The organism is Hydrocarboniphaga sp. FW305-C-57 (assembly GCF_058783045.1).
The window spans coordinates 1-15,897 of record NZ_JBYSYG010000020.1; the positions used below are offsets into that span (position 1 = coordinate 1).

Sequence of the window (15,897 nt, forward strand, 5' to 3'; positions counted from 1 at the left end):
CGTCATCTCCCTGCCTTGCAGATTCGAGTTCATGGTTCTCAGGCAACTGTTCGGGTTTCAGACCATACCGCTATCCCCAACGGCCCATGCTCTCCCGCGGATTCAGATCCAGAGGGTGGTCGGGCTCGTTGGGGGGGATAAACATACAAGGGTGGCGCGACAGCGCCGGGAGAGGGGCTTGGCGTTTGTCAGTGCACGACCCAATCAGCGATCCACCTTCCTCAATTTCACATCCCCCTGCCCAACTCCATGTCACTCGATCAAAACTCAGTGCAACTCGCCCCAAACCTCGAGTCAATCGCTGTCGCCATCCTCACAGAGGTGAAACCCCGCCACGTCATCGTCGATCTGGGTTTTCGCGGACGCAAGATCGACGGCATCGACATCCTGCATCGTGGCTTGAAGCACCTGACCCGAACACAGAAGCGCTGGCTCAAGCGCCGGCAGAGCATCGAACCCGTCATCGGCCACGCCAAGGACGATTGTCGGCTGCGCCGCTGCCACTTGAAGGGCCCCACCGGCGATGCGATGCACGCCGTGCTCTGCGCCGCCGGCTACAACATTCGCTGGCTGATGCGCTGGATCGCCGCTTTGCTGCTCGCGATTTTGGCCCTGATCGGGCGAAGGCTCGATCCTCGACGCAATGCCTGCTCCCCGATGACAGATAATCCCTTTATCGGAAACCTGGCTTCGGCTTGAGTTTCGGATTCTTCAGGGAGGACTAAGGCGCCTTGACGCCACTACATGGCGTATATACATTGAGCCATGGAGTTCACATGGTCAGAGCGGAAGCGCGCAATCAACCTGAGGTTGCATGGACTTGATTTCGTTGACGCTCCGAAGGTTTTTGAAGGCGTAACCTTCACCTTTGAAGACGATCGGTTCTTCTACGGCGAGCAGCGTTTCATAACGTTGGGGTTGCTTGCCGGAATCCCCGTTTCAATTGCGCACACCGAGAGCGAGCATGAAATCCGCATCATCTCATTCCGCAAGGCCACGAGCAGTGAAGCAGAAATCTATTTCCGTGAAGTCCAAAACTAACTGGCAGCACCTGAAGACTGGCGGTGCAGAACCCACGGCAGAGCATCCCGAGGCATCCGTCGAGCGCATCGTTCGTGGGGTGGTGCGCAGAGGCCTAAAACCGCTGCCTACAAAGGCGGCGGTGTCGCTCCGGCTGGATCAAGATGTTTTGGAGTGGTTCAAGGGGCAAGGCCCCGGCTACCAGACAAAAATCAATGCCGTACTACGGGCATTTCGTGATGCATCGGTCTAACCAGAGCTACATGGACTCCTCCCACAAGGGGCAGATGAAGTAAATCGCTGACCGTGGCGTGTGAAGGTGGTTGCAGTCGTACATTCGGCTTCGTCGATGGCCCGCGAAACAGGCCGAGCCTTCATGGAAATTCGCGCCGGGAAGGCCACACGTTCAAAACGAGCTTTTCGCTCGACCTAGTTATCGGCCTTATTTCCCGGACGGTCCGACCGTCTACGCCATGATCTGCTGTCTTCTCCTGCGCAACCGTGAGAAAGGGTTGTGCTGCTTGAATCAGGCCGCAGCCGCCGCTGCCTGATTCGGATCAAACACGGTGCCGTGCCGCCAAGTCGCCCAGGCGATGCGCGCGATCTTGTTGGCCAGCGCACACGTCGCCTTGTTGTGATTGGTTCGATCCTTTAACGCTAGTGCCCATCGTTGCAAGGCATTGAGGTCGTGTCCGGCTCGCTGCATCTGCCCGGCTCGCAGTAGTACCGACCGGGCGCCGTGGACCATCAACATGCGCACGTAGCGATCGCCACGCTTGCTGATGCCCCCGAGCTTTCGGATCGATCCGCTGGAATGCTCGCGTGGTGTCAGCCCCAGCCACGAGGCCAAATGGCGGCCATCACGAAAGTGGCTCGCGTCGTTGGCGCTGGCGTAGAGCGCCGTGGCGGTCAGAAGGCCGATGCCGGAAATCTGTCGCAGATGAGAAATCACTGGGTTCTGTCTGCTGACGGCTTCGAGTTGGCGTTCGACGGCGTCGATGCGCTGTTCCAGTTCATGAATCTCGTCGAACAGCTGGCGCAGTGTGGGCGCCAGCAGCGGAGGAAGCGCTTCGTGCTCGAGCAGTTCGGGGATTCGCAACAAGGCTGCACCGGCACCCACTGGCAGAATCAGACCGAATTCGCGCAGCAGTCCGCGCAAGGTATTGATGCGTGCAGTACGCGTCTCCATCCAAGCGCTGCGACAACGATGCAAACCCTGGATCGCCTGATGCTCAGGCGACTTCACCGGCACCGGCAGAATCTCCGAATTCTTCGCCGCCTCCAACATCGCCAGGCAATCGACCCGATCGGTCTTGTTTCGACGTCGATAGACGCAGACGTAGGGCACGGGCAGCAAGCGAACACGGTGGCCGTAGGCCTGCATCAGACGCGCCCAGTGATGAGCGCCGCCGCAAGCTTCCAGCACGAACTCGGCAGGCTCGTGTTGCGCGAGGTAATCGGCGAATGCCGCCCGATTCAGCCGCAGACGCCGGACCACCTTGCCGCGTGCCGATTCCGCCACCTCGAAAACAAGCTTTGCGGTATCCACCGCGATGAGCGTAGATTCCATATCGGACTCCTCCTGTTGCTTCCGCTGATGATCAACACATCCAGCTTGGCACTCAGATGCCGCTTAAAACAGCGGGAGGAGTCCATTCCATCATTCAACCCGACATCCCGGCCTCCGCGGCTTAAGCTCGGCTGGGCTGACAAAAGCGGAGGGAGTCATGGCGTCGAAAGAAGATCTTCAAGACTGGGTGCACCAAGCCCTGAAAGCATTAGGCGGTCGTGGCTCAATCGTCGAGATCGCAAAGCACATTTGGGCCAACCGCGAAGCTGAGCTACGCAAGTCAGGCAATCTGTTCTTCACGTGGCAATACGACATGCGTTGGGCCGGCAATGCATTACGCCGAAAATCGATTATGAAAAGCCAAGAGGTATCGCCCGTTGGCATCTGGGAGCTTGCAGAGTGAGAGCTAGCCCCAACCAGGCGCTGCAGCCGACGTATTTGCCTTCGCTCCGCTACGGCAAATCCGCGGCTGAGTTCGGGCATTAAACATCTCCCGCATGGAATCCATTGTTTTCAGAAGTGCGCGCATCGCCGATGCTGATGCTGTTTGGGCCGTTAGAACGGAAGCTATTGTGCGTGGCTGTTCCTCTCACTACCCGAAGAACATTATCGATTCATGGTCCGCTGCGGCGATGCCGGAAGGCTATGGGGCCATGCTTCAGAGGGAGGGCTTCATACTTGCTATGGAAGGTTATAGGGTCGTTGGATTTGCTGGGCTCAAGGCTGCTGCACGAGAGGTTAATGCGGTGTTTGTGCATCCGGAGGTTGCAGGCCAAGGCCTAGGTGCGCAACTGCTAGAGCGTGTTGAATCCCAAGCTCGTAGCCTGGGCCTCAGGGCGGTCATGCTGCATGCGTCACTGAACGCTTTGGCGTTCTACGGCCGATACGGGTATGTAGAGCTCGGCAGGGGGTTCCACTCAACGCGCAGCGGCCTTCAAATCGCCTGTATCCACATGGAGAAGCAGCTCGATAGCGCCGCCTAGGCATAGATTCCAGCGGACGTCCCCGCCTTCGCTATCGCTCGGCAGAGTCGCTGTTGAAGCTAGGCTGTTATGCACTTCAGGACCCAGCATGATTGACTGGCACTTCGCATGCTCGGTTCGGTCGCGGAGGCCGAAGAGGTGGTGCAGGACGCCTGGCTACGCTGGCATGAGGCGCCGCGAGCCGCGCTCGATTCCACCGAAGCCTGGCTCGTGACGGTGACGACGCGGCTCGCGATCGATCGGCTGCGTCTGGCGAAAAACGAGCGCGAGGAATATTTCGGACTCTGGTTACCCGAGCCGATGCTCAGCGATGAGCCGACGCCCGAGGAAGCCACCGAGCGCGCCGATGAGGTCTCGATCGCCTTTCTCGCGCTGCTCGAACGCCTGACACCGGATGCGCGCGCCGCTTTCGTGCTGCGCGAGCTGTTCGATCTCGAATACGACGAAGTCGCACGCTGCATCGGCAAGACCGAAGCCGCGTCGCGTCAGCTCGTAAGCCGGGCGAAGACGCAGCTGCGCGAAGGCAAGCAGCGGCAGAGCGTTTCGCCCGAAGTGCACCGCCGCCTGCTCGATCGTTTCGCCGACGCGCTCACGCGTGGAGACACTGCCGCCTTGCAGGCGCTGCTCACCGAGGATGCCGAGCTGATCGGCGATGGCGGCGGCAAGGTGTCGAGCTTCGGTCGCCCGCTGATCGGCGCCTGGAGGCTCGTGAAGCTGTTCATCGCGGCCGTGCGTCGCACGGCAGGACTGCAACGCCTGGAGCCGGCACTCGTCAACGGCGAATGGGCGCTGCTGCGCATCGTCGGCGACCGCCTGCATTCGGTCGAAAGCATCGAGACCGACGGCCAGCGCGTGACCCGCATGCTCGTGCAGCGCAACCCGGACAAGCTCAGGCGCATCGCATCGAAACTCGGGCTGAGAACGGTCGATGTCACAAACGCGGAGGCTGCCCCGTCTGGTGAGTGAAGTCCTCACTCATCAACGGAGCATCACCATGTCACAGCGCCTCAACTACATGCAGCAGTCGTCGGACCTGTTCAAGAAACTCAGCACGCTGAGCATGGGCGTCAAGGCCAGCGGCATCGAAAGCGGCATCCTGTATCTGGTCGACATCCGCGCCTCGCAGCTCAACGGCTGCGCCTTCTGCCTCGACATGCACATCAAGCAGGCCAAGATCGGCGGCGAGCGTGAACTGCGCCTGCACCACGTCGCCATCTGGCGTGAGTCGCCGTTGTTCAACGAGCGCGAACGCGCGGCGCTGGCCTGGACCGAGGCGCTGACCCGGCTCGGCGAGCACGGCGTCACCGACTCCGATTACGCCGCCGCGCTCGAGCAGTTCTCGGAGAAGGAACTGTCCGATCTGACGTTCGCGGTCGGCATCATCAATCTCTGGAACCGGCTCAACGTCGCGTTCCGCAACGTGCCGGGCTCGCTCGACAAGGCGTTTGGGCTCGACAAGGCCGAGCTGGCCTGAGCGCAGGTTATGGAAACTCCGCGAAGGTCTCGGTGCTCGTAGGTGTACGGCCGATGTGCGGGGTTTTCCGCTAACGCTTGCTGCTCACTTTCGAATACGCCCGCAAGAACACGTCGACCGAAGCGTCGATGTGCTGCCGGCGCTCGGCCGCGGGCACGGCTTCGATCGCGCCGACGAGCATCTGCAGGTGATACGGCCCCTTGATCAGGCAGAAGAACTGCGAGGCCGCTTCGGCCGGATTCAGCACCTGCAACTCGCCGCTCTCGGTGGCGGCGATCAGCATCTTCGACAACAGGGCGATAGTCTTCTCGGGCCCCGCTTGCCAGAACAGGGCCGACAGCTTGCGATGACGCTCCGGGTTGCTCGCCATGAGCCGCGTGAGCTGCAGCGAGTCCTCGCCGATGATGAGGTCGAAGAAGCCTTCGGCGATCAGCGTGAAACGTTCGCGCAGGTTCTGGCCGGCAGCGAATTCGTAATGCGTGTCGGGCGTGTGCGACCGGCACACCTGTTCGACCGCCTCGCGGAACAGCTCGTCCTTGTCAGCGAAATGGCTGTACAGCGTCACCTTCGAAACGCCCGCGAGCCTGGCGATGGCGTCCATGCTGGTGGATTCGAGGCCGTCGCGGGCGAACAGCGTCTTGGCCGATTCGAGCACGGCCAGGCGCTTGTCCTGGTCCTTGGGGCGGCCGCGCGCAGGCGCTTCGCGCTCGGGCGCAGGGGGCTTGGCGGGTGGGAACGGGCGACGTGACATTCACTTAATGTACTATCAAGTTCAGAAATGAGTGGGCGGCCGCCGGCCGCAATGGGAGACCTCATGCACCGCAGCTTCGGCCCGCAAAAAGTGGCGGCCGGTTCGAGTTTCGTGTTGGCCCTGATCCTGAGCTTGAGCGCCTGCGGCGGCAAAGAAGCCCCGCCCGCCCTGCCCCGGCCGGTCGCCGTGGTCAAGCCGGCCGCGCTCGATGCGCTCGCCGGCGAAGCCTATCCGGGCACCGTGCGCGCGCGGGTCGAATCGGCGCTGTCGTTCCGGGTCGCCGGCAAGATCATCGAGCGTCGCGCCGAGATCGGCATGCACGTCGACAAGGGCACCGTGCTCGCCGTGCTCGATCCGGTCGATGCCAGGCTCAATGTCAAAGCGTCCAACGCGGCGGTCAAGGCCGCCGAGGCCGATGCGCGCCTGACCAGGAGCGAATACAAGCGTCACGAAGACCTGCTCGCCAAGGGCTTCGTGAGCCAGTCGCTGGTCGATCTGCGTCGCAACGAGGCCGACGCCGCGCAGGCCCGGCTCGATCAGGCCAAATCGCAGCTCGCAGTGATCCGCAACCAGGCCGGCTATACGAGCCTGGTGGCCGACGCGCCGGGCACCGTCACCGAACTGCTGGCCGAAGTCGGCCAGAACGTCGCCGCCGGTCAGGCGGTGCTCAATTTCGCCCGAGATGGCGAGCGCGAGGTGCGCATCACCGTGCCCGAAGGCGGCGGAGTCGCCGCGCTGCGCAACTCGCCGGGCCTGACGATCACGCTCTGGGGTGTGCCGGACAAGCGCTACCAGGGCCGCATCCGCGAGGTTTCCGCCGCGGCCGATCCGCAGCTGCGCACGCACGAGGCGCGCATCACCATCGTCGACCCGGATGACGCCATTCGCCTCGGCACCACCGCGAGCGTGATCGTCGGCGCCTCCGCGGTCGCCGGCTCGTTCCGCCTGCCGCTGACGGCGGTAACGGAGATCGACGGCAAGCCGACGATCTGGCGCGCGCAGGGTGACCCGCTAACGGCGCAGCCCGTGACGGTCGAAGTGCTGCAGTTTCTCGAGCGCGACGCGATCGTGCGCGGCCCCTTGAAGCCGGACGATCAGGTGATCTCGGCCGGCGTGCACCTGCTGCTTCCGGGCATGGCCGTGAAGGCGATCGATCGCAGCGCGCCGGTCGGGCTCTAGGGAACCGCCGCCATGCGCTTCAACCTGAGCGAATGGGCGCTCGCGAACCGCCCGCTGGTGATCTTCTTCATGGTGCTGCTCGCAGTGATGGGCGTGCGCGCCTACACGAGCCTCGGCCAGTCCGAAGATCCGCCGTTCACGTTCCGCGTGATGGTGATCCAGACCTACTGGCCCGGCGCGAGCGCCGACGAGATGGATCGCCTGGTCACCGATCGCATCGAGGAGAAGCTGCTCGAGCTCGAAACGCTCGACTTCGTGCGCAGCTACTCGCGGCCCGGCGAATCGGTGATCACCATCATCATCCGCGACGACCTGCCGCCGTCGGCGATGCAGGAATCGTTCTACCAGGTGCGCAAGAAGATCGGCGACATTCGCGGTCGCCTGCCGGCCGGCATCGTCGGGCCGCTGTTCAACGACGAGTTCGGCGACACCTTCGGCAACATCTACGCGCTGACCGGGCCCGAGTTCAGCTACGAAGAACTCAAGGACTACGGCGACCGCATCCGCGAGCGCCTGCTGCGCGTGCCGCAGGTGGCGAAGGTGGATTTCCTCGGCACGCAGGAAGAGCGCGTGTTCGTCGATCTCGCCAACGCCAAGCGTGGCCAGCTCGGCATTCCGCTGACGAGCGTCGTCAACGCGCTGCAATCTCAGAACGCGATCGTCGCCACCGGCAGCTTCGACACGCCGCTCGAACGTATCTACACGCGCGTGAGCGGACGCCTGCAATCGGTCGACGACCTGCGCAATCTGCCGATCGCGGCCGACGGGCGCAGCGTGCGGCTCGGCGACATCGCCGACATCTACCGCGGGTACCAAGACCCGCCGGCCACGCGCATGCGCGTCAACGGCGTGAGCGCGCTCGGCATTTCGGTGTCGATGGAAAAAGGCGGGCACATCATCCGGCTCGGGCAGTCGCTCGATGCCGAGATCGAGGACATTCGCGCAGGTCTGCCGCTGGGCATGGAGCTGTCGCGCGTGGCCGACCAGCCGCGCGCGGTCACGCGCGGCATCGAGGAGTTCGTGCATGCGCTCGTCGAAGCGGTCGCGATCGTGCTCGCGGTGAGTTTCATCAGCCTCGGCGTGCGCACAGGCCTGGTGGTGGCGCTGACGATTCCGCTGGTGCTCGCGGCGACCTTCGTGGCGATGCGCCAGTTCGGCATCGACCTGCACAAGATTTCGCTCGGCTCGCTCGTGCTCGCGCTCGGCCTGCTCGTCGACGACGCGATCATCGCGGTCGAGATGATGGCGGTGAAGCTCGAGCAAGGCCACGACCGGCTCAAGGCCGCGGCCTTCGCGTACACGAGCACCGCGTTCCCGATGCTGACCGGTACGCTGATCACGGCGGCAGGCTTCCTGCCGATCGCGACGGCCGCGTCGAGCACCGGCGAATACACGCGCTCGATCTTCCAGGTGGTGACGATCGCGCTGCTGCTGTCGTGGATCGCGGCGGTGGTGTTCGTGCCGCTGCTCGGCTACTACCTGCTGCCCGAGCATGCGTTCCGCAAGTCCGAGAACGCGCAGCATCACGACATCTACGACACGCGCATGTACCGCGCATTCCGCAGGGCCGTGCAATGGTGTGTCGACGCGCGCTGGACCACCATCGCGGCCACGCTCGGCATCTTCGTCGGCGCCATCGTGTTGTTCGGCATGGTGCCGCAGCAGTTCTTTCCGTCGTCGACGCGCCTGGAGCTGCTGGTCGACCTGAAGCTGCCCGAAGGCGCTTCGCTCGAGGCGACCGACGAGGCCGCCAAGCGGCTCGAAGCGCTGCTCAAGAAGCAGGAAGGCATCGAGAATTTCGTCGCCTACGTCGGCTCCGGTACGCCGCGCTTCTATCTGGCGCTCGATCAGCAGCTGCCCGCCGCGAGCTTCACGCAGTTCGTCATCAACACGCGCGACATCGAGGCCCGCGAAGCCTTGCGAGCCAAGCTGCTCGAAGAACTGCCGCTGAACTTCCCGGATCTGCGCTGGCGCGTGAACCGGCTCGAGAACGGCCCGCCGGTCGGCTACGTGCTGCAGTTCCGCGTCATGGGCCCGGATCGTGCGGTGGCGCAGCAGATCGCCGAGAAAGTCGCCGCGATCTTCCGCGCCAATCCCTACCCGGCCGGCATCCATCTCGACAGCTACGAGCCGTCGAAGGTCATCAAGGTCAAGGTCGATCAGGACCGTGCGCGTGCGCTCGGCGTGACTTCGTCCGACATCGCGCAGACCATTTCGGGTTCGCTCGACGGCGCCCAGCTGTCGGACTTCCGCGAAGAGAACAAGCTCATTCCGATCACCCTGCGCGGCCCGCTCGCCGAGCAGAAGCACCTGAACCTGCTCGGCTCGCTGGCGATTCCGACCGCGGGCGGCTCGGTGCCGCTGGCCCAGCTCGCGCAGATCGAACAGAGCTTCGAGCCTGGCATCCTCTGGCGTCGCGATCGCATCCCGACCGTGACCGTGCGCGCCGACATCTACGCCGACGTGCAGCCGCCGGTGGTCGTCAGCCAGCTGCTGCCCGAGATCCAGAAGATCGAGTTGCCGCGCGGCTATCGCATCGAAACCGGCGGCACCGTCGAGGATAGCGGCAAGGGTTCGGCTTCGGTCAACGCCGGCATGCCGCTGTTCCTGCTCTGCGTGCTGACCTTGCTGATGATCCAGCTCAAGAGTTTCTCGCGCACAGTGCTGGTGTTCCTGACCGCGCCGCTCGGCATCATCGGCGTCGCCGTGGCGCTGCTGGTGTCGACGCAGCCGTTCGGCTTCGTCGCCATGCTCGGCACCATCGCGCTGGCCGGCATGATCATGCGCAACACCGTGATCCTGGTCGACCAGATCGAGCAGGACATCGCCGACGGCCATCCACCGCAGGTCGCCATCGTCGACGCCACCGTGCGCCGCCTGCGGCCGATCGTGCTGACCGCCGCGGCGGCGGTGCTCGCGATGATTCCGCTGTCGCGCTCGGAATTCTTCGGCCCGATGGCGGTGGCGATCATGGGCGGGCTCATCGCCGCGACGCTGCTGACCCTGCTGTTCGTGCCGGCGCTCTATGCGGCCTGGTTCCGGGTGCCGCGTACCGGCACGCGCTAGTTTTTCGTGCTGGCCCTTCGATCCGGCGGGCACGGATTCGTGCGTGGTCTGTGGTATATCTAACGGTATATCTACGAATTGACCATCAGACGCCCGAAGAGCTTGGTTTAGCGCCAGTTTCGGGCGACCCGGTCTTCGAGCCACCCGCCATGCATGGACTGCAGATGAGCACGCCCGAGAACATCAGTGAGCCTCGTTTCGACGAACTGATCCACGACTTCTACGGCCGGGCCATCACCAGCGAGTGGTCCGATTTTCGTGACGGTGGCCTGTCGGCGCTGTGCGAGTGGGCCGGTGCCGCCGGCGCGGTCTGGATCACGCTGTCGCACAGCAGCGTGATCGGCGAGTTCACCGAGTTCCCGGCCGAACTCGGCATCAGCCGCTCGGCCGTGACCAGGCTCACCAAGTCCGGCGACTTCGCCGAAAAGCTGCTCTCGCCGGTGCCTTCCGAACTGCAGTCGCCCAAGCTCGCGGATGCCACGAGCGTACAGGTGCAGCGCTATTCGCATCGCAAGACCGCGCTCGACAGCGTGGTGCTGGTCTACTTCCGCGGCAACGCGCAGCCGACCGCGCTGCTGAGCCGCGCGGTCGGGCATCTGGTCGAGGCCGGCAGCCTGTCGCTGCACCAGTACATCCAGCGCGACGAGTGGCTGCTCGCGCTCGGCCGCAGCAACCGCGGCACCGCCGCGGTCATCGATTCGGGCGGCGTGATCTACGCGGCGAGCAAACGCTTCCGCGATCTGGTCGCCGCCGAGGACGGCTCGCCCGATTTCACCGAGCTGCCGTTCGCGATGCCGAACCTGGAACTCGACGGCACCGCCGATTTCGTCCACGGCCCGCTGCATTTCCGCGTTTCGCCGCTCGGCGGCGTGTTCCAGATGTATGCGCGCAAGCCGCTGCCGCTCGACGGCCTGTCGCCGCGCGAACAGCAGATCGCGCGCGCGCTCGGCAACGGCAAGACCTTCAAGAGCGTCGCGCGCCAGTACGACATCGCGGTGTCGACGGTCGCCAACCATGCCTCGCGCATCTATCGCAAGCTCGGCATCTATCGCCGCGAAGACCTGGTCGACCTCGTGCGCCGCCCGGCCGCCAACAGCGAAGTGGCGCCGCCGGCCGCCGCCGCGCGCTGAAGCCCGGCCACCATGGACCTGTCGGCGATTCGCGAGGCCGAAGACCTCGGCCACGGCATTCGTTGCATCGACACGCTGCAGGACAGGCCCGGGCTCGCCTGCTGCTATCTGGTCGAACACCAGGGCGTCGCGGCGCTGATCGAATGCGGCACGTCGCCCGGAGTTCCCGGCCTGCTCGCAACGATCGAATCGCTGGGCCTGCGCCGCGAGCAGATCCGCTATCTGATTCCGACCCACGTCCATCTGGACCATGCCGGCGGCGCCGGCCTGCTGATGCGCGAACTGCCGCAGGCCCGGCTCGTCGTGCATCCGCGTGGTGCCCGGCACCTGATCGATCCGTCGAAGCTCATCGCCGGTGCGACCGCCGTCTACGGCGACGACGTGGTGCGCGCCATGTACGGCCAGATCCTGCCGATCGAGTCCTCACGCGTGATCGAAGCGGCCGACGGCGCTCGCATCGCACTGGGTGACCGCGAGCTGCTGTTCGTCGATACGCCCGGGCACGCGCGCCATCACTTCTCGGTCTGGGACGCGCAAAGCCGCGGCTTCTTCGCGGGCGATACCTTCGGGCTGTCGTATCGCGTCTTCGACGGCCCGAACGGCGCGTATCTGCTGCCGACGACGACGCCCGTGCAGTTCGAGCCCGACGCCTGGGAGCAGACGCTCGACCGCTATCTGTCGTTCGATCCGCAGCGCATGTACCTGACGCATTACGGTTGCGTCGAGAATGTGGCGCAGCTCGCCGGCGAACTGCGGCAAGGGCTGCGCGACTACCAGGCCCTGGTCCGCAAGATTCCGGCCGGCGATGCGCGTCATCAGGCGCTCGCGGCCGCCCTGCTCGATTACAGCCTCGAGGCCCTGCGCGCGAAGCGCTCGCCGGCCACCGAGGCCTTCGCCCGCGACTGGCTCGCACTGGACATGGACCTCAATGCCCAGGGCCTCGAAGTCTGGCTCGACAAGGCTGGCTGAGCGGTCCAGGCAGGTCGGCGGTCGCCGTTACGATCGGATGCCCAGGCCCTGCGGCCGCCGGCTAAACTGCCGCCCATGCGTTCGTTCCTCGTCGCCGGCCGACTGGCCCTCCACTTGATGGTGGCCATGACCCTCACCGGCTGTACCACCGCGGGTTACTACTGGCAGCTCGCGCGTGGGCAGGTGCAGCTGTTGTCGAGCCGCGAATCGATCGCCGGCATCGTCGGCGATTCCAGGCGCGACCCCAAGCTGCGCGAGCGCCTCGGCCAGCTCCAGCAGGCTCGCCGCTTCGCCTCCGAACACCTGCATCTGCCCGACAACGGCAGCTATACGCTGTACGCCGACCTCAAGCGTGACTACGTGGTCTGGAACGTGTTCGCGACGCCGGAGTTCTCGCTCGCGGCGGTCGAGTCCTGCTTTCCGATCGCGGGCTGCCTTGCGTACCGCGGCTACTTCTCCCGGGCCGGAGCCGAGGCGCAGGCCGCCAAGCTGAAGCGCGAGGGCTACGAGGTCGAGGTCGGTGGCGTGCCGGCCTACTCGACGCTCGGCTGGTTCGACGACCCGGTCATCAACACCATGATGCGCTGGTCCGATGCGCACCTGATCGGCACGCTGTTCCACGAGCTCGCGCACCAGCGGCTCTACGTGAAGAACGACACCGCGTTCAACGAATCCTTCGCGAGCTTCGTCGAGCAGCAAGGCCGTCGCGACTATCTCGCGCTCAACGAAGTGCCCGGCATCGACGAGGCCGCCGAGCTGCGCCGGGAGCAGCGCAATCACCAGTTCGTCGAGCTGATCCTGGCGACGCGCGAGCAGTTGCAGGCGCTCTATGCCCAGCCGCTCGAAGCCGATGCGATGCGCCAGGCCAAGCAGGCCGTGTTCGACGACCTGCAGGCACGCTATCGCGTGCTGCGCGACGAGACCTGGAGCGGTTACGCGGGCTACGACGACTGGTTCGCCGAGCCGCTCAACAACGCGCGCCTGCTGCCGTTCGGCCTCTACGATCAGTGGGTGCCGGCGTTCGCCGCGCTCTGGCGCGAGCAGAATCGCGACTGGGCCGCGTTCTACGAGGCCGCCGCGCGCCTCGGCGCGCTGGCGCCGAACGAACGCCAGGCCAGGCTCGAAGCCCTGAGCGCGGAGCCTTCCGCATGAGCAAGCGCGGCAGCTTGCTGCTGCTCGTTCTCGTCGTCGTCGCCACCAGCGGCTTCGGCAGTCGCGACTCGACGTCGGAGGCGCGCCGCGACGCCAACCGCTTCGTCCTCGAAAAGCTCAATCGCCAGAGCGGCGAAGGCTGGAGCCGCAGCGGGCGTTATTTCCTGTGGAGCTATCGTTTCTCGCGCAACGGCTGCGATCTGGAGATTCGTCGCGAGGCGATCGAAGGCGGCCAGGTGGTCAGGCAGGAAGTTCCGCTGGCCGACGTGATTCCGCTCTGGATGGGCAGCGGCTCGCTGGGCCTGTACTGCCAGTCGCGGCTCAACTGCATCGACATGCAGGTAACCAACCCGGGCGATGTCGTGAGTTCGAGCAAGCTCAGCGAAACACCCGTGCTCGCGCCCGAGCCGGACGATCTGCCGAAGCTCAAGGATGCCTTCGACGAACTGCACCGGCTTTGCGACGACGCCTACGGGGCGCGCTGAGCGCAGCACGGCGCAGCCGCGCAAGCCCGGCCGTCAGCTCGCGAAGAAGAACCAGAGTCCCGCCAGCGCGCACAGCCCCACGAGGAGCAGCGCGAGCGCCCCGAGCGCGATCCGCGCGCCCGTGCCGCGCCGCTTCCACCAGGCCAGCGCACCGAGCACGATCGGCCGCAGCTTGACTTCGGAAGCGTCGAGCAGCCTGGCCACCACCAGCGATTCATGCGCGAGCATCACGAGCCCGAACGCGGTGATCAGCGTCCCAGGGCCTGGCGCCGGCATCGCAATGATGCCGACCACGGTGACGACGATGCCAGCTCCGAGGCGCAGCACGCGGCCGAAGGCGCTGCTGTGCGCCTCGCGCCGTGCTGCATGCTGATCCTGAAAGCGGTGCCCCGGCTCGCTTTCCTTGAAGCGCCGCAGGCGGTCCTTGATCCGCTCCATCATCGTCTCGTCCCCTCCGTTGCCGAACCGTAGGAGAGACGCAATGGCCGGCGACTGAATCGCCGATCGCTGCGGCCCGCGCTCAGCGCGCCGGATGCTGGTCGACCTGCTTGACGAACTCGCGCGCCTTGACGAAGCCGTACAGCACGCTGCCGTCGGGCAGGATGGTGGCGGGCGTGCCGCGCAGGCCCATCGCCTTGGCGAGTTCGTATTGGCTCTCGACCGGGTTCGGGCAACCGCCGACGGCCCGGCGCGGCAGCTTGCCGGTCAGCAGTGCGGTGCTCAGCACGCCCTGGCGATCGACGTCGCACCACACTTTCTGCGCCTCGTCGAAAGCCTCGGACGGCTTGCCGTCCTTGGAGAAGAACAGGTAGCGAACGCCGATCCCGGCGTCGTTGATGGCATCGATTTCCTTGTGCAGCAGCTTGCAGTAATGGCAATCGACGTCGGTGAAGATCGTCACCCACTGCCGCGCCTGGCCCGGCGGCGGAGCGAACACGATGGCGTTGCCGGCCTGGTCGAGCACGCTTTGCAGGCGCTCCTGGTTGCGCCGCTGATCGGTCAGGCGCGCGCCCGACTGCATGTCGATCAGGTCGCCCGACACCAGATAACGCCCGTCGGCCGTCACGTAGCCGAAGGCATGCGCCTGATGGATTTCGAACAGCCCCGGAGCCGGCGAGCGCACGATGTTCTGGCGCTGCACGTCGGGCAGGCTTTTGGCGAGCTTGTCGCGAATCTGCTCGAGCTCGGGATCGGGCTGCTGCGCCGAGACGCTCGCGCCGAGCAGCACGCCGAGCAGCACGATCGCAGGCCGCAGCCCGCCGCCGAGTCGATGCATCGTCGGCATGCCGGGAATCAGCCGGCCGGCGTCGCCTCGGAAGCCTGCAGCAGCTTGAGCAGTTCGGCCGGCTGGCGATAACCCGGAACGAGGTCGCCGTTGGCGAGGATGATCGACGGCGTGCCGCGCAGGCCGAGGTCACCGGCGGCCTGCAGCTGCTCGGCGACCGGGTTCTTGCACGAGCGGTCGCCGGCGATCGGCGCGCCGAGCTTGGCCTGCGTGAGCGCGTTCTTCTGGTCGGCCGAGCACCACACCTGCTCGGCCTTGTAGAACGAATCGGTATCGGCACCCGAGCGCGGGAAGAACACGTAGCGCACCGCGATGCCCTGATCGTTGTATTCCTTGATATGGCTGTGCAGGCGGCGGCAGAAGCCGCAATCGATGTCGGTGAACACGGTGACCGTGTATTTGGCCTTCTTGGCTTCGGGCGCGAATTCGATGAAGCCGTCCTTCTCGAGGTTCGACACCAGCGTGGCGCGCGCCACGCGGCGCGAATCCTCGGTGATCTCCTTGCGCGTCTGCAGATCGGTCAGGTCGCCCGCGATCAGGTAGCGGCCGTCGGCCGTCACGTAGCCGAAATTCATGTCGATCTGGATCTCGTAGATGCCCGGCAGCGGGGTGGCGCGCACGTGCTCGGGGTCGAGGTCCGGGACATGCGCCTTGATCGCGGCGCGCACGGATTCGATGTCTCCCGTCGTCGCCGCCGGCGCCGCGTCGATCCGATCGTCGGTGGCTTGCTGCTTGCCGGCTTCGGGCGCCGGCGGAGCGCAGGCGGCCAGGGACAGAATCAGGAGCGACAGGCAGTAGCGGAGTTTGATCACAGCACGATCCATCTGGGTGGG

General features: G+C 65.2%; 17 protein-coding genes and 1 pseudogene. 13 read left to right on the forward strand and 5 right to left on the reverse strand.

Annotation, left to right across the window (positions count from 1 at the left end; genetic code table 11):
• Window positions 1-276: 276 nt before the first annotated feature.
• From AC3WUM_RS24395 to AC3WUM_RS24405, 3 genes and pseudogenes are all read left to right on the forward strand, one after another.
• A pseudogene (locus AC3WUM_RS24395) lies at window positions 277-699 on the forward strand (transposase); the annotation flags it as partial.
• 66 nt (window positions 700-765) lie between these two features.
• A complete protein-coding gene (locus AC3WUM_RS24400) occupies window positions 766-1,041 on the forward strand; it encodes a BrnT family toxin (protein WP_492413830.1) in 276 nt (91 codons plus the stop codon).
• On the forward strand, window positions 1,025-1,273 hold the full coding sequence (locus AC3WUM_RS24405; RefSeq protein ID WP_492413832.1) for a BrnA antitoxin family protein: 249 nt from the start codon (window positions 1,025-1,027) through the stop codon (window positions 1,271-1,273). The genes AC3WUM_RS24400 and AC3WUM_RS24405 overlap by 17 nt, the downstream gene beginning before the upstream one ends.
• Window positions 1,274-1,546: 273 nt before the next feature.
• Here the strand turns inward: AC3WUM_RS24405 and AC3WUM_RS24410 are convergent, their stop codons facing one another.
• Window positions 1,547-2,590 carry an IS110 family RNA-guided transposase gene (locus tag AC3WUM_RS24410; RefSeq protein ID WP_492413834.1) on the reverse strand — a complete coding sequence of 348 codons (1,044 nt, stop codon included), beginning with the start codon at window positions 2,588-2,590 and terminating at the stop codon, window positions 1,547-1,549.
• A 157-nt stretch (window positions 2,591-2,747) separates the two neighbouring features.
• On the opposite strand from AC3WUM_RS24410, the gene AC3WUM_RS24415 reads away from it, so the two are divergent.
• The 4 genes from AC3WUM_RS24415 to AC3WUM_RS24430 all read left to right on the forward strand — a co-directional run bounded on the left by AC3WUM_RS24415 (window position 2,748) and on the right by AC3WUM_RS24430 (window position 5,047).
• Complete coding sequence (locus AC3WUM_RS24415; protein ID WP_492413836.1) at window positions 2,748-2,993, forward strand: hypothetical protein; 246 nt, start codon at window positions 2,748-2,750, stop codon at window positions 2,991-2,993.
• Between the two features lie 94 nt (window positions 2,994-3,087).
• Window positions 3,088-3,573, forward strand: coding sequence for a GNAT family N-acetyltransferase (locus AC3WUM_RS24420; RefSeq protein ID WP_492413838.1), 486 nt, complete (start codon window positions 3,088-3,090; stop codon window positions 3,571-3,573).
• Window positions 3,574-3,681: 108 nt separating this feature from the next.
• Window positions 3,682-4,539 carry a sigma-70 family RNA polymerase sigma factor gene (locus AC3WUM_RS24425; protein WP_492413840.1) on the forward strand — a complete coding sequence of 286 codons (858 nt, stop codon included), beginning with the start codon at window positions 3,682-3,684 and terminating at the stop codon, window positions 4,537-4,539.
• Window positions 4,540-4,567: 28 nt separating this feature from the next.
• A complete protein-coding gene (locus tag AC3WUM_RS24430; protein WP_492413842.1) occupies window positions 4,568-5,047 on the forward strand; it encodes a carboxymuconolactone decarboxylase family protein in 480 nt (159 codons plus the stop codon).
• A gap of 70 nt (window positions 5,048-5,117) precedes the next feature.
• On the opposite strand, the gene AC3WUM_RS24435 is transcribed toward AC3WUM_RS24430, so the two are convergent.
• A complete protein-coding gene (locus tag AC3WUM_RS24435; RefSeq protein WP_492413844.1) occupies window positions 5,118-5,798 on the reverse strand; it encodes a TetR/AcrR family transcriptional regulator in 681 nt (226 codons plus the stop codon).
• Window positions 5,799-5,861: 63 nt separating this feature from the next.
• Here AC3WUM_RS24435 and AC3WUM_RS24440 point away from each other — a divergent pair, with 63 nt between their 5' ends.
• The 6 genes from AC3WUM_RS24440 (at window position 5,862) to AC3WUM_RS24465 (ending at window position 13,779) form a co-directional block, all read left to right on the forward strand.
• On the forward strand, window positions 5,862-6,977 hold the full coding sequence (locus AC3WUM_RS24440) for an efflux RND transporter periplasmic adaptor subunit (RefSeq protein ID WP_492413846.1): 1,116 nt from the start codon (window positions 5,862-5,864) through the stop codon (window positions 6,975-6,977).
• Window positions 6,978-6,989: 12 nt separating this feature from the next.
• The gene (locus AC3WUM_RS24445; protein WP_492413848.1) at window positions 6,990-10,043 is read left to right on the forward strand and encodes an efflux RND transporter permease subunit; all 3,054 of its coding nucleotides are present in this window, start codon (window positions 6,990-6,992) and stop codon (window positions 10,041-10,043) included.
• A 164-nt stretch (window positions 10,044-10,207) separates the two neighbouring features.
• Window positions 10,208-11,173 (forward strand): helix-turn-helix transcriptional regulator, encoded by a 966-nt coding sequence (locus tag AC3WUM_RS24450; RefSeq protein ID WP_492413850.1) that lies wholly within the window; start codon window positions 10,208-10,210, stop codon window positions 11,171-11,173.
• 12 nt (window positions 11,174-11,185) lie between these two features.
• Window positions 11,186-12,142: an MBL fold metallo-hydrolase gene (locus tag AC3WUM_RS24455; protein WP_492413852.1), complete on the forward strand. Its 957-nt coding sequence runs from the start codon at window positions 11,186-11,188 to the stop codon at window positions 12,140-12,142.
• A gap of 117 nt (window positions 12,143-12,259) precedes the next feature.
• The gene (locus tag AC3WUM_RS24460; RefSeq protein WP_492413947.1) at window positions 12,260-13,294 is read left to right on the forward strand and encodes an aminopeptidase; all 1,035 of its coding nucleotides are present in this window, start codon (window positions 12,260-12,262) and stop codon (window positions 13,292-13,294) included.
• Entirely contained in the window at window positions 13,291-13,779 is a 489-nt protein-coding gene (locus tag AC3WUM_RS24465; protein ID WP_492413854.1) for a hypothetical protein, read from the forward strand. The genes AC3WUM_RS24460 and AC3WUM_RS24465 overlap by 4 nt, the downstream gene beginning before the upstream one ends.
• A 33-nt stretch (window positions 13,780-13,812) precedes the next feature.
• Here AC3WUM_RS24465 and AC3WUM_RS24470 read toward each other — a convergent pair whose 3' ends face one another.
• The 3 genes from AC3WUM_RS24470 to AC3WUM_RS24480 form a co-directional block, all read right to left on the reverse strand.
• Window positions 13,813-14,220 (reverse strand): PGPGW domain-containing protein, encoded by a 408-nt coding sequence (locus AC3WUM_RS24470; protein ID WP_492413856.1) that lies wholly within the window; start codon window positions 14,218-14,220, stop codon window positions 13,813-13,815.
• 79 nt (window positions 14,221-14,299) lie between these two features.
• The gene (locus AC3WUM_RS24475) at window positions 14,300-15,064 is read right to left on the reverse strand and encodes a DsbC family protein (protein WP_492413858.1); all 765 of its coding nucleotides are present in this window, start codon (window positions 15,062-15,064) and stop codon (window positions 14,300-14,302) included.
• A gap of 8 nt (window positions 15,065-15,072) precedes the next feature.
• Window positions 15,073-15,876, reverse strand: a complete 804-nt coding sequence (locus AC3WUM_RS24480) for a DsbC family protein (RefSeq protein WP_492413860.1) — start codon at window positions 15,874-15,876, stop codon at window positions 15,073-15,075.
• Between the last annotated feature and the right edge of the window lie 21 nt (window positions 15,877-15,897).

Coding starts and splice junctions, on each gene's coding strand:
- AC3WUM_RS24420 (WP_492413838.1), top strand. CDS start 3,088: ATGGAATCCATTGTTTTCAGAAGTGCGCGCATCGCCGATGCTGATGCT.
- AC3WUM_RS24425 (WP_492413840.1), top strand. CDS start 3,682: ATGCTCGGTTCGGTCGCGGAGGCCGAAGAGGTGGTGCAGGACGCCTGG.
- AC3WUM_RS24400 (WP_492413830.1), top strand. CDS start 766: ATGGAGTTCACATGGTCAGAGCGGAAGCGCGCAATCAACCTGAGGTTG.
- AC3WUM_RS24445 (WP_492413848.1), top strand. CDS start 6,990: ATGCGCTTCAACCTGAGCGAATGGGCGCTCGCGAACCGCCCGCTGGTG.
- AC3WUM_RS24415 (WP_492413836.1), top strand. CDS start 2,748: ATGGCGTCGAAAGAAGATCTTCAAGACTGGGTGCACCAAGCCCTGAAA.
- AC3WUM_RS24460 (WP_492413947.1), top strand. CDS start 12,260: ATGGTGGCCATGACCCTCACCGGCTGTACCACCGCGGGTTACTACTGG.
- AC3WUM_RS24465 (WP_492413854.1), top strand. CDS start 13,291: ATGAGCAAGCGCGGCAGCTTGCTGCTGCTCGTTCTCGTCGTCGTCGCC.
- AC3WUM_RS24475 (WP_492413858.1), bottom strand. CDS start 15,064: ATGCCGACGATGCATCGACTCGGCGGCGGGCTGCGGCCTGCGATCGTG.
- AC3WUM_RS24455 (WP_492413852.1), top strand. CDS start 11,186: ATGGACCTGTCGGCGATTCGCGAGGCCGAAGACCTCGGCCACGGCATT.
- AC3WUM_RS24435 (WP_492413844.1), bottom strand. CDS start 5,798: ATGTCACGTCGCCCGTTCCCACCCGCCAAGCCCCCTGCGCCCGAGCGC.
- AC3WUM_RS24430 (WP_492413842.1), top strand. CDS start 4,568: ATGTCACAGCGCCTCAACTACATGCAGCAGTCGTCGGACCTGTTCAAG.
- AC3WUM_RS24410 (WP_492413834.1), bottom strand. CDS start 2,590: ATGGAATCTACGCTCATCGCGGTGGATACCGCAAAGCTTGTTTTCGAG.
- AC3WUM_RS24470 (WP_492413856.1), bottom strand. CDS start 14,220: ATGATGGAGCGGATCAAGGACCGCCTGCGGCGCTTCAAGGAAAGCGAG.
- AC3WUM_RS24440 (WP_492413846.1), top strand. CDS start 5,862: ATGCACCGCAGCTTCGGCCCGCAAAAAGTGGCGGCCGGTTCGAGTTTC.
- AC3WUM_RS24450 (WP_492413850.1), top strand. CDS start 10,208: ATGAGCACGCCCGAGAACATCAGTGAGCCTCGTTTCGACGAACTGATC.